Raw genomic sequence first — 11,531 nt, 5'->3', positions numbered from 1 at the left:
GCGCGCGTTTGCTCGTACCCTTGTCAGCCCAGCCATCGGATAGACACGGTTTCATGCGAAAACTGCTTTGCGGCGCCTTGGCGCTGATTGTGATCGCGGCGCTCGGCGGCTACGGCTTCTGGACTCTGCAACGCCCTGAAGGGCACTACCTCTCGGACCTGCGCATCGAGCTGGCGCTGAACCAGGGCGAACCTGGCGCACGCGGCAACCTGCTGGGCGTCGAGCCGCTGCTGTTTCCCGGCGACTACCAGAACCTGACGCGCCTGCAGCGCAAGCTGTCGGCCTACCTGCAACAGGCCCGCGACCAGGGCTTGATCAACCCGCGCACGGTGGTGGTGCTGCCGGAGCACATCGGCACCTGGCTGTGGGCGCGCGGCGAGAAACCCATGCTGTATCAGGTCACCCACCGCCGCGAAGCCTGGCAGTGGCTGGAGCTGAGCAACCCGGTGCGCTATGGCCTGGCCATGTTGCAGGCGACCGGCGAAGACCGCCGTGCCGATGCGCACCTGCGCATGAAGGCCGATCAGATGGCAGCCGACTACCAACAGGTCTTCGGCGAGCTGGCCAAGGCCTTTGGGGTAACGCTGGTGGCAGGCTCGATCATCTTGCCTGCGCCCTATGTCGAAGACGGTGTGCTGCGCGCCGGCAGGGGTCCGTTGTTCAACAGCAGCGTGGTATTTGCCGCCGACGGCTCGCTGCTGGGCCAGCCCCAGCGCCAACGCTACCCGGACAGCGAACTGCGCCGCTTCGTCGAGCCCGGCCAAATGCAACCGCAGCAGATACTCGACACGCCCGCCGGACGCCTGGCGGTTCTGCTGGGCAGCGACAGCTGGTATGCCGACAACTACCGGCAGCTGCACGCGCAGTCTGTCGAACTGATCGCTAACCCGGCGTTCCTCGCCGGAGCTGATCGCTGGCAGGGGCCCTGGCGCGGCAACCGCCACCAACCCGCTGCACAGGCGTTGCCGTTGCAGCGCGGGGCAGTCAGCGAAGCGCAGGCCTGGCAGCACCTGACCCAGGCGGCCGGCGGCGGCACGGCGAGCATCAGCGTGTTCATGCGCGGACAGTTCTGGGAGCAGGCCGCCAGCGGCCAGGGCTTCATCAACCAAGCCGGCCAGCAGCGGATCGCACCGGCCCACCCCGGTGCGCGCTTGCTCAACGTGTGGCTCTAGGCATGACGCAGCGCACCCAGGTGCGTCTGGGCGATCTCTCGGTCGGCTTCGTCCAGCCACTGGGCGAAGCGCTGCGCGAACTGGGTCACGACCCGCAGCCGCTCCTGCAGCGCTATGGCCTCGACACCGCGCGCCTGGCGCAGGCTGGGGCACGCTTGTCGATCCCGCGCTACATGCACCTGGGCCATGCAGCGCTGACACTGTGCGGCGATGCCGCACTGGGCTTGCGCATGGGCCGGCACAGTCGCCTCGCCCAGGCGGGCCTGGCCGGCGTCACCGCCGCCCAGGCGCCCACCGTCGGCGCCGCCGCCCATGCCCTGCTGCGCTTCGAGCCGCTGTACGCCAGCAACTACCGCGGTCGCTCATCGTTCGAGGAAGACCCGCACGGCGCCTGGCTGCGGTTCTATTCGATCAGCCCCTACAATGCCTACAACCGCTTCGTGGTCGACTCGCTGCTCAGCGGTTGGCTGAACCAGCTGTCGAGTGTCGGGGGGCAGGTGTTGGTTGCCGAACGCCTGCAGCTCGAATTTGCCGCGCCCGCCGAGGCCGAGCGCTACCAGGCGCTATGCAGCCAGGCCGTGCAGTTTGGTGCGCAGAACAACCAACTGAGGCTCAGCCGCGCCGCGCTCGATCAGGCCAACCCGCAGCACTGCCCAGGCACCTGGCAGCACCTGTTGCAGCTGTGTGAAGCGGAACTGGAACAACTGACGCGGGTGCGCAGCCTGCGCGAACGCATCACCCACCTGCTGGGGCGGCAGCTGAGCAGCGGGCGCGAACCCAGCCTGGAAGAGGTGGCGCAGCGCATCAACCTGCCCAGCTGGACGCTGCGCCGGCAATTGGCAGAAGAAGGCACCGGGTTTCGCGAGCTGCTCAATGACACCCGCCGCGACCTGGCCGAAGCCTACATTCGCGACACGGCACTGAGTTTCGGCGAAGTGGCGTACCTGCTGGGCTTTGCCTCGGCAGAGGCCTTTCAGCGGGCCTTCAAGCGCTGGACAGGGTTGACTCCGGGGGCCTGTCGGCGGCAACAGCGCCGATTGGCCTAGAGCTCGGTGGCGTCGTCGACGGTATCGACTGCCTCGGGCTCGTAGACCTGGGTGTCCAACAATTCTTCCTGATAATCATCCATGGGGCTGGCTCCTGTCGTTCTACCTGTGTGGTCATCGGCACCACGCTAAGGCGGGCTGATGAACCTGTGATGACACCGGTATGACGCAGCAGGCCAGGCGAGCGTTACTGCGCCTGATCACTGACCGGCGCGGGCGCCGCAGTGCTGCCCTCGGCGGCAGGCGCGGCCTCCACGGTTTGCGGCTGAACCTGGATCGGTTCGGCGGCAGCGGGCGGTGCCAGCGGTTGCGAGCCTTGGTTGTCATCGATCTGCGCAGCCGGCTCCACCTCGGCGTTGGGCTGCGGCACCGCCGGGGCCAGCGTCTGGGTGACAGGCGCCGTGCTGGGAGGTGAGCTGGAGGGTGAGCTGGGCTGTTCAGCCGGTGCCGTGGCAGGCGTCGCGGTCGGCGGTGTTGCGCCAGCCGCCGGGCTGGCCTCAGCTACAGGCTCCGGCAGGCCAAGCTCAGGCGCAGCGGCGGGCGCCTTGCTGGTCTCGACCGGCGCCGGCGCGGTGACCTTCTTGGGCTTGGGCAGGTAGCTTTCCACCAAGGCGAAATAACGGTCATAGAACTGCGCGGCCGTGACCGTCTCGCTGGCGACCTTGACCATCGAATCGTCGCTGGAGCCGATGGGCATCGACACCGAACCCAGGATCCCCACCCCCAGGCTGGCTGAGGTATTGGATTTCTTCAGCGAGTAGCGGTCCTGCAACGCGTTGGCAAATATGGTGGAGCGCTGGTCATCGCCGCTGTCGGGTGCGCAAGTCACGTTGAAGCTGATCTGCAGATGGTTCTCGCTGCTCTGCTGAAAGCTCTTGTTACCGGCGACCTGGTTGGCATCACTGCTGGTGATGATGTAGCCCTGGCTCAGCAATGCACGCCGCGCGGCCTCGCACGAGCCTGCCTCGTTCACAGCGAAGCTGCGCGAGTAAGTGCCCGAGTTGTCGAAGTTCTCGTGCTCATACATAGCCGCTTTCTTCGTGGCACAGCCGGACACGCCTGCCAGCGCAAGCGCGAGCCCAAGCCCAGCGAGGGCGGATGATCTAGACATTGCTTCTACCGGGGGAAATCGAATGGTGCTTATTGTGCATCACATCGCTCGATGACAGGAACCGCTGATCGGCCTTGATTCAGCACGACACCCTTGCCCCGCACTGGAACCGCGCCCACAAAAAAAGCGACCCAAAGGTCGCTTTCGTTGTGTTTCAAGGCGTTCAATGACCTCGAAACGAAGATGGCGCAGCGGACGGGACTCGAACCCGCGACCCCCGGCGTGACAGGCCGGTATTCTAACCGACTGAACTACCGCTGCGTATCGCACAGGCTTGCGCCCGGTGAAACTGTGTAAGCCGTTTCGAGCACGAATGCTCTGGCGGCAACCATGAAGCTCGACGGATCGTGCTTCATGTTGCGTCGAGTCGTTCTAGGGAACTCGATGCGAAGATGGCGCAGCGGACGGGACTCGAACCCGCGACCCCCGGCGTGACAGGCCGGTATTCTAACCGACTGAACTACCGCTGCGTATCGTACAGGCTTGCGCCCGCTTGAAACTGGGATCTGGCCTCAGGCTTGCCTGACGACCTCAGACCGGTGTAAACACCCATCTGGAGAAAAAGTGGCGCAGCGGACGGGACTCGAACCCGCGACCCCCGGCGTGACAGGCCGGTATTCTAACCGACTGAACTACCGCTGCGCAGATGGGCTAATGCCCTGTTCCTCTCTACTGACAGGTGCCTTTCGACACATGCAGATTCAGGAACGTCTCAGGAAGTGGTGGGTGATGACGGGATCGAACCGCCGACCCTCTGCTTGTAAGGCAGATGCTCTCCCGGCTGAGCTAATCACCCGTATGTAACGTTTGCTTCGCTGAGGCCGCGAAATTTACGCAGGTAGTGATGCTAAGTCAATACCCCCATTGGATTTTTTTCAAAAATCGTTGCTGAGGCGGCAAGCCCGGCAAGGCCCTTCACAGCCTGGAAAAAGACAACGGGCCATCCAGCTCCGTCGCCCACTCGCAGACTGCCTCAGGTGTAGATCATCTTGCGCGTCATTCCGCCATCGACCACCCATGCCTGGCCAGTGACAAACCCCGCCTGGTGCGACAACAACCACGCCACCAGAGCAGCCACGTCTTCTACCGTTCCCACCCGCCCCACAGGATGCTGAGCGTGATCGGCATCACTGAGCGGCTCGGCCCGGCGCTGCGAAGGATCGCGCGCATCGACCCAACCCGGGCTGACCGCATTGACGCGAATCTCCGGCCCCAGGCTGACGGCCAAGGCGTGGGTCAAGGCGACCAGGCCGCCTTTGCTCGCGGCATAGGCTTCGGTATCGGGCTCGGACTGCTCGGCGCGGGTTGACGTGAGGTTGACGATAGAACCGCCATGCGCCCGCAGATACGGCGCGCAGTGCTTGGCCAGGAGCATGGGGCCCGTAAGATTGACCGCCAGCGTGCGGTTCCACTTGGCCAGTGACAACGTCTCCAGCGGCCCGTTGTGCGGGTTGGCAATGGCCGCATTGCACACCAGCGCGTCCAGGCGGCCAAATTGCCCGAGCACCTCGGACACCCCTGCCCTGACCTGCCCTTCATCGGCCACATCCATCAGGATGAACCAGGCGTTGTCACCCAAGGCTTTGGCCACCTTGGAGCCGCGCTTGCGATCGACGTCGCTGAGCACCACCTGCCAGCCTTCGCAGATCAGCCATGCCGCGATGCCCAGCCCGATGCCGCGTGCGGCACCGGTGACCAGGGCGACACGACCGTTGAGGCCAGGATCGGCCTGATGCAGTTCGATCACAGTGCGGCCAACCCCCGCGCCAGGTCTGCCTGGATATCGACCAGATCCTCAAGGCCCACGGCCACGCGGATCAAGCTGTCACGGATACCGGCGGCTTCGCGCTCCTGGGGCGACAAGCGACCATGGGAGGTCGTGGCTGGATGGGCGATGGTGGTCTTGCTGTCACCCAGGTTGGTAGTGATGGAGATCATCCGGGTCGCGTCGATGAAACGCCACGCGGCCTCCTTGCCGCCTGTGACCTCGAAGCTGACCACCGCGCCGAAGCCGCTCATCTGCCGCTTGGCCAGCTCATGCTGCGGATGGCTGCGCAAGCCTGCGTAGTGCACCCGCTCGATGCCTGGCTGCTGTTCCAGCCACTGCGCCAGTGCCTGGGCACTCTCGCAATGTGCCCGCATGCGCAGGCGCAAGGTTTCCAGGCCCTTGGTGAAGATCCAGGCGTTGAATGGGCTGAGGGTCGGGCCTGCGGTGCGCAAAAAACCCACCACTTCTTTCATGTGCTCGCTGCGCCCGGCCACCGCGCCACCCATGCAACGGCCCTGGCCGTCGATGAACTTGGTGGCGGAGTGGAAGACGATATCCGCGCCCAGCTTGAGCGGTTGCTGCAGCGCCGGGGTGCTGAAGCAGTTGTCCACCACCAGCAGCGCGCCGCCGCCATGGGCGATGTCGGCCAGCGCCGGGATGTCGACCACCTCGGACAGCGGATTGGACGGTGACTCGACCAGCAGCAGGCGGGTGTTGTCCTTGAGCGCCGCTTGCCAAGCCGCCAGGTCGACCAACGGCACGTAATCGACCTCGATCCCGAAGCGCTTGAAGTACTTTTCAAACAGGCTGATGGTCGAGCCGAACACGCTTTGCGACACCAGCACATGGTCACCGGCGCTGCACATGGACATGACGATAGCCAGGATCGCGGCCATCCCGGTCGAGGTGCCGACCGCCTGTTCTGCACCTTCCATCGCTGCCAGACGTTCTTCGAACGCCCGCACCGTAGGGTTGGTGTAACGCGAGTAGACGTTGCCTGGCGTTTCGCCTGCAAACCGTGCCGCGGCATCGGCTGCGGTGCGGAACACATAGCTTGAAGTCAGAAACAGCGCTTCGCTGTGCTCGGCTTCCGGCGAGCGTTGCTGGCCGGCACGGACCGCGAGGGTGCCGAAGCCGACACCCTCGAGGTCACTGTCCAATCGTCCGGCATCCCATTGATCCGTCATGCCGCCGCTCCCTGATCAGTTGTTGTAGAGGTCGATGATTGCGCTGACAGCCTGGTGCTGCACCTTGGCCATGTCGTTGCGCGCCTGCTCGATGCGATCCAGGTAGGCGTCGTCGATGTCGCCGGTGACGTACTTGCCGTCGAACACCGCACAGTCGAACTGCTCGATCTTGATCTTGCCGCCACCGACCGCTTCGATGAGGTCAGACAGGTCCTGATAGATCAGCCAATCGGCACCGATCAGCTCGGCGACCTGCTCGGTGGAGCGGTTGTGGGCGATCAGCTCATGCACGCTGGGCATGTCGATGCCATACACGTTCGGGTAGCGCACGGCCGGGGCCGCCGAGCAGAAGTACACATTCTTGGCGCCGGCTTCACGGGCCATCTGGATGATCTGCTTGCAGGTGGTGCCGCGCACGATCGAGTCATCGACCAGCATGACGTTCTTGCCGCGGAACTCGAGCTCGATGGCGTTGAGCTTCTGGCGCACCGATTTCTTGCGCGCTGCCTGGCCCGGCATGATGAAGGTCCGGCCGATGTAGCGGTTCTTGACGAAGCCTTCGCGGAACTTCACGCCCAGGTGGTTGGCCAGTTCCAACGCCGCGGTGCGGCTGGTGTCCGGAATCGGGATAACCACGTCGATGTCGTGCTCGGGGCGTTCGCGGCGAATCTTGTCAGCCAGTTTCTCGCCCATGCGCAGACGCGCCTTGTACACCGACACGCCGTCCATGATCGAGTCAGGGCGGGCAAGGTAGACATGTTCGAAAATGCACGGCTTGAGCTGCGCGCTGGTCGCGCACTGGTGCGTGTAGAGCTGGCCTTCTTCGGTGATGTACACCGCTTCACCCGGTGCGAGGTCGCGAATCAGGGTGAAGCCGAGCACGTCCAGCGCCACACTTTCCGAGGCGATCATGTATTCCACGCCATCGTCGGTATGACGCTGGCCGAACACCACCGGACGAATGCCGTGGGGGTCACGGAAGCCGACGATGCCGTAGCCGGTGATCATGGCGACCACCGCGTAGCCACCGACACAGCGGCTGTGCACGTGGGACACCGCCGCGAACACATCCTGCTCGGTAGGCTGCAGCTTGCCGCGCACGGCCAGCTCATGGGCGAACACGTTCAGCAGCACTTCGGAGTCCGAGCTGGTGTTGACGTGACGAAGATCCGATTCGTAGATCTCCTTGGCCAACTGCTGGACGTTGGTCAGGTTGCCGTTGTGCGCCAGGGTGATGCCGTATGGCGAGTTGACATAAAACGGCTGCGCCTCGGCGGACGTTGAGCTGCCTGCGGTCGGGTAGCGCACATGGCCGATGCCCATGTGGCCGACCAGACGCTGCATGTGGCGCTGCTGGAACACGTCACGTACCAGGCCATTATCCTTGCGCAGGAACAACCGGCCGTCATGGCTGGTAACGATACCGGCAGCATCCTGGCCGCGGTGCTGGAGGACCGTAAGCGCGTCATACAGCGCCTGATTGACGTTCGACTTACCGACGATACCGGTGATGCCACACATGCGACGCAACCCCTACTTTGATGAAACTTGAGTGGAACGCGCTCAGGGCTTGAGGGGCCCGAGCAACTGCTCCTTGAACGGAAGATCAGCGGGCGCGCTGACCCCATTGGACATCCACTGACCGGTGAAACCCAGGATCAGGTTTTTCGACCAGTCGGCGACCAAAAGAAACTGTGGTATGAGGCGAGACTCCTGCCACCACGCATCCTGCTGCACCGGGCCCAGGCTGAGCAGGCCCACTGTGACGACCACCAGCAGCGCGCCGCGCGCCGCACCGAACGCCATGCCCAGGAATCGATCCGTGCCGGACAGGCCGGTGACGCGGATCAGCTCGCCGATGAGGAAATTGAGCATGGCGCCCACCAGCAAGGTGGCGACGAAGAGAATGGTACACCCTGCGATGACCCGCGCCGATGGCGTCTGGATGTAAGGTTCGAGGTATTGGGAGAGAGAACCTCCGAACATCCAGGCGACCGCGCCGGCCACGATCCAGATGAGCAAGGACAGCGCTTCCTTGACGAAACCGCGCTTGAGACTGATCAGTGAGGAAACGGCGATGATCGCGATGATCGCCCAGTCGACCCAGGAAAATGCCACGGAGCTGCCTGCAGAGGTTTGAGGCGGCGCATTTTATCAGAGCAGGAAGCTGGGAGTAAGCGGAATGTCAGTCCCGAGGGGGTGCACTGACCTGCCATCGCCGCAAAGCGATGGCAGGTCCATGGCAGATTCATGCAGGGCCGGTCAGCCGCGTTCCGGCTGGAAACGTACCACCAGCCCCTTGAGCTTGTGCTGGCGATTGATCACATCGCGCAGGCGCTCGGCCTCGGCCCGCTCGATCACCGGGCCGACGAACACCCGATTGAGCCCATCGGCGCTGCGAATGTAGGCGTTGTAGCCTTGGCTGCGCAGGGTGTTCTGCAACTTGTCGGCACCGGGGCGGCTGGACAGGCTGGCCAGTTGGATCGACCAGCTCACGGACAGGCCGTTCGGATCGACCTTGGCGCTTGCGGCAGGTTTCTGCGCAGGCTGCGCCGCCGGCTGGGAGGCCGGCTGACGTGCAGGCTCCTGGCCAGGCGCGACCTTTGCCACAGGGGTCTGCGGCTGGACCTGCGGGGATGGCCTGATGGGCTGACTGGGCGTTGTCACCGGCGCGTGCGATTCGTTGACGACCACTGGCGCCTGTGCGGACTCATCCGGCAGGGCCTGCGGCTCTGGCACCGCCACCTCTTGCACCTGGACATCCTTGAGCCCAGGCGCAGCGGGTGCCTGCGGCGCCTCGACATGCACCTGGCGAATTTCATCCTGACGGGTGAACAGCATCGGCAAAAACACCACCGCCAATGCCACCAGCACCAGTGCACCGACGATGCGCTGCTTGACCCCTTTATCCAACACTGCCATCTACCTCATCCTCCGGAACCTGCTGCTCGAGCCATTCAAGCGCCTGGGCAACACAGAAGAACGATCCGAACAGCAGTATCTGGTCGTCCGCGGTTGCCAGCGCGCACTGCTCTTGCAGAGCAGCGTCGACGCTGGCGTAAGACTTCACCGCAGCGCCAAGGTTCGTCAGGGTCTGGGCAAGCTCTGCAGCCGGTCGGCTGCGCGGGGTGAGCAACGGCGTCACGGCCCAGCTGTCCACCAGATCCAGCAGCGGCGTGACGACGCCGATCAGGTCCTTGTCGGCCAGCAGCCCGAACACCGCGCGGCGCTTGCCAGCGAGGGGCCGTTGCGCCAGCCGGGAGGCCAGATAATGCGCGGCATGCGGGTTGTGCCCAACATCGAGCAGCACTTCCACGCGCCTGCCCTGGCAGTGCACCACGCGGCGATCGAGCCGGCCCGCGACTCGCGTAGCACTTAGCGCCTGGACAATCTGCACAGGGTTCCACGGCAGGTCCATCAACGCGTACGCCTGCAACGCCAGGGCAGCGTTGTCCATCGGCAGGTCGAGCAGCGGCAAGTCGCGCAACTCGGCAGGTTGGCCGTTGGCACGCAGCCCCCGCCAGTGCCAATGAAGCGCATCGATCGCCAGATCGAACTCACGACCGCGCAGGGCGAACGGGCAACCCAGCTCAGCGACTTTGTCCAGCAACGGCTGGGGCGGGTCGAAATCGCCGCATACGGCAGGCTTGGCGCGACGCAGAATACCGGCTTTCTCGAACGCTACCGACTCGCGGCTATCACCCAGGTATTCGATGTGATCCACACCAATGCTGGTGACCACGGCGAGGTCGGCATCGACCAGGTTGACTGCATCGAGGCGGCCACCCAGGCCAACTTCGAGCACCACCGCATCGAGATTCGCCCGACTGAACAGCCAGAAGGCGGCCAGCGTGCCCATTTCGAAGTAGGTCAGGGTGATCTCACCACGCGCCGCCTCGACCGCAGCGAAGGCTGCGCACAGTTGCGCATCCTCCAAGTCGGTGCCGTCGACGCGCACTCGCTCGTTGTAACGCAACAGGTGCGGCGAGCTGTACACCCCGACTCGAAGGCCCTGGGCCTTGAGCAAGGCGGCGATGAAGGCGCAGGTCGAACCCTTGCCGTTGGTGCCGGTTACCGTGACAACGCGCGGCGCAAGCGGCCCCAGTTGCAGGCGCGCCAGCACCTGCTGCGAACGCTCCAGCCCCATGTCGATGGCGGCCGGGTGCAGTTGCTCGAGGTAGGCGAGCCATTCGCCCAGGGTGGTCGGGTTCATCACGCTACTGCAGCCACTTCCCGCGCTTGTTCAGGGGTTTGCTGGCCAGTCATCTGCGCCAGCAGACGGGCCAGGCGTGGGCGCAGCTCTTCGCGGGAGATGATCAGGTCGATGGCGCCGTGCTCAAGCAGGAACTCCGAGCGCTGGAAGCCTTCAGGCAGTTTTTCACGCACGGTCTGCTCGATCACGCGTGGGCCGGCAAAGCCGATCAGTGCCTTGGGCTCACCGACGATCACGTCGCCGAGCATGGCCAGGGAGGCGGACACACCGCCGTAGACGGGGTCGGTCAAGACGGAAATGAATGGAATGCCTTCTTCACGCAAGCGCGCCAGGGCGGCTGAAGTCTTGGCCATCTGCATCAGGGAGATCAGTGCTTCCTGCATGCGCGCACCGCCGGAAGCGGAGAAACAGACCATCGGGCAGCGGTGCTCGAGTGCGTAGTTGGCCGCACGCACGAAGCGCTCACCGACCACCGCGCCCATGGAGCCGCCCATGAACGAGAATTCGAAGGCGCTGACCACGATTGGCAGGCCCATCAGCGTGCCGCTCATGGAGATCAGGGCATCGTGCTCACCGGTCTGCTTTTGCGCCGCGGTGAGGCGGTCCTTGTACTTCTTGCCATCACGGAATTTCAGACGGTCGACCGGTTCCAGCTCAGTACCCAGCTCGGCACGGCCTTCTGCATCCAGGAAGATGTCGATGCGCGCGCGTGCGCCGATGCGCATGTGGTGGTTGCACTTGGGACAGACGTCGAGGGTCTTTTCCAGCTCCGGACGATACAGCACAGCTTCGCAGGACGGGCACTTGTGCCACAGGCCTTCGGGTACCGAGCTTTTCTTCACCTCGGAACGCATGATCGATGGGATCAGCTTGTCTACCAACCAGTTGCTCATGCTGTCTTTCTCCAGTAGTGGATGGCGGCGGGCGTAACCAACGACGTGGTCTGCTCGCCCCCTCCTTGAACTCAAAAATCATCATTACAACGGCGCAGCCGTCCAGGCCGCTGCACCTCAATAGGTGTGTCGGGACCCGCA

General features: G+C 64.3%; 10 protein-coding genes and 4 tRNA genes. 2 read left to right on the top strand and 12 right to left on the bottom strand.

The annotated features are described in order from the left end of the window. Positions 1-53 precede the first annotated feature (53 nt). Positions 54-1,172 (top strand): nitrilase-related carbon-nitrogen hydrolase, encoded by a 1,119-nt coding sequence (locus SJI00_RS05525; RefSeq protein ID WP_322460727.1) that lies wholly within the window; start codon positions 54-56, stop codon positions 1,170-1,172. A gap of 2 nt (positions 1,173-1,174) precedes the next feature. After that, complete coding sequence (locus tag SJI00_RS05520) at positions 1,175-2,218, top strand: AraC family transcriptional regulator (protein WP_322460726.1); 1,044 nt, start codon at positions 1,175-1,177, stop codon at positions 2,216-2,218. 187 nt (positions 2,219-2,405) lie between these two features. Here SJI00_RS05520 and SJI00_RS05515 read toward each other — a convergent pair whose 3' ends face one another. From SJI00_RS05515 to accD, 12 genes are all read right to left on the bottom strand, one after another. Beyond that, positions 2,406-3,329, bottom strand: a complete 924-nt coding sequence (locus tag SJI00_RS05515; protein WP_322460725.1) for a DUF2242 domain-containing protein — start codon at positions 3,327-3,329, stop codon at positions 2,406-2,408. A gap of 184 nt (positions 3,330-3,513) precedes the next feature. Continuing rightward, positions 3,514-3,590 (bottom strand) — tRNA-Asp (locus tag SJI00_RS05510). 132 nt (positions 3,591-3,722) lie between these two features. After that, positions 3,723-3,799: transfer RNA gene (locus tag SJI00_RS05505), tRNA-Asp, on the bottom strand. A 95-nt stretch (positions 3,800-3,894) separates the two neighbouring features. Further along, positions 3,895-3,971: transfer RNA gene (locus SJI00_RS05500), tRNA-Asp, on the bottom strand. Between the two features lie 78 nt (positions 3,972-4,049). Further along, positions 4,050-4,125: transfer RNA gene (locus SJI00_RS05495), tRNA-Val, on the bottom strand. A 177-nt stretch (positions 4,126-4,302) separates the two neighbouring features. Then, on the bottom strand, positions 4,303-5,067 hold the full coding sequence (locus SJI00_RS05490) for an SDR family oxidoreductase (RefSeq protein WP_416221005.1): 765 nt from the start codon (positions 5,065-5,067) through the stop codon (positions 4,303-4,305). A 5-nt stretch (positions 5,068-5,072) separates the two neighbouring features. After that, the gene (locus SJI00_RS05485; protein ID WP_322460723.1) at positions 5,073-6,284 is read right to left on the bottom strand and encodes an O-succinylhomoserine sulfhydrylase; all 1,212 of its coding nucleotides are present in this window, start codon (positions 6,282-6,284) and stop codon (positions 5,073-5,075) included. Positions 6,285-6,299: 15 nt separating this feature from the next. After that, on the bottom strand, positions 6,300-7,805 hold the full coding sequence (purF, locus tag SJI00_RS05480; protein ID WP_322460722.1) for an amidophosphoribosyltransferase: 1,506 nt from the start codon (positions 7,803-7,805) through the stop codon (positions 6,300-6,302). 42 nt (positions 7,806-7,847) lie between these two features. Next, positions 7,848-8,402, bottom strand: a complete 555-nt coding sequence (locus SJI00_RS05475; protein WP_322460721.1) for a CvpA family protein — start codon at positions 8,400-8,402, stop codon at positions 7,848-7,850. Positions 8,403-8,546: 144 nt separating this feature from the next. Beyond that, a complete protein-coding gene (locus SJI00_RS05470; RefSeq protein WP_322460720.1) occupies positions 8,547-9,206 on the bottom strand; it encodes an SPOR domain-containing protein in 660 nt (219 codons plus the stop codon). Beyond that, complete coding sequence (folC, locus tag SJI00_RS05465; protein WP_322460719.1) at positions 9,190-10,497, bottom strand: bifunctional tetrahydrofolate synthase/dihydrofolate synthase; 1,308 nt, start codon at positions 10,495-10,497, stop codon at positions 9,190-9,192. The genes SJI00_RS05470 and folC overlap by 17 nt, the downstream gene beginning before the upstream one ends. After that, positions 10,497-11,390, bottom strand: a complete 894-nt coding sequence (gene accD, locus SJI00_RS05460; RefSeq protein ID WP_322460718.1) for an acetyl-CoA carboxylase, carboxyltransferase subunit beta — start codon at positions 11,388-11,390, stop codon at positions 10,497-10,499. The genes folC and accD overlap by 1 nt, the downstream gene beginning before the upstream one ends. Positions 11,391-11,531 lie beyond the last annotated feature (141 nt).

The sequence above is a fragment of the Pseudomonas gebzensis genome, assembly GCF_034427815.1.
In the GTDB taxonomy this organism is placed as follows: domain Bacteria; phylum Pseudomonadota; class Gammaproteobacteria; order Pseudomonadales; family Pseudomonadaceae; genus Aquipseudomonas.
Note: the sequence above shows the minus strand (reverse complement) of the source record. Positions and strands in the feature narration are given on the sequence as shown.

What these genes read in the sequence shown, in the direction of transcription:
- SJI00_RS05525 (WP_322460727.1), top strand. Translation starts at nt 54, where the DNA reads ATGCGAAAACTGCTTTGCGGCGCCTTGGCGCTGATTGTGATCGCGGCG.
- SJI00_RS05520 (WP_322460726.1), top strand. Translation starts at nt 1,175, where the DNA reads ATGACGCAGCGCACCCAGGTGCGTCTGGGCGATCTCTCGGTCGGCTTC.
- SJI00_RS05515 (WP_322460725.1), bottom strand. Translation starts at nt 3,329, where the DNA reads ATGTCTAGATCATCCGCCCTCGCTGGGCTTGGGCTCGCGCTTGCGCTG.
- SJI00_RS05485 (WP_322460723.1), bottom strand. Translation starts at nt 6,284, where the DNA reads ATGACGGATCAATGGGATGCCGGACGATTGGACAGTGACCTCGAGGGT.
- purF (WP_322460722.1), bottom strand. Translation starts at nt 7,805, where the DNA reads ATGTGTGGCATCACCGGTATCGTCGGTAAGTCGAACGTCAATCAGGCG.
- SJI00_RS05470 (WP_322460720.1), bottom strand. Translation starts at nt 9,206, where the DNA reads ATGGCAGTGTTGGATAAAGGGGTCAAGCAGCGCATCGTCGGTGCACTG.
- folC (WP_322460719.1), bottom strand. Translation starts at nt 10,497, where the DNA reads ATGAACCCGACCACCCTGGGCGAATGGCTCGCCTACCTCGAGCAACTG.
- accD (WP_322460718.1), bottom strand. Translation starts at nt 11,390, where the DNA reads ATGAGCAACTGGTTGGTAGACAAGCTGATCCCATCGATCATGCGTTCC.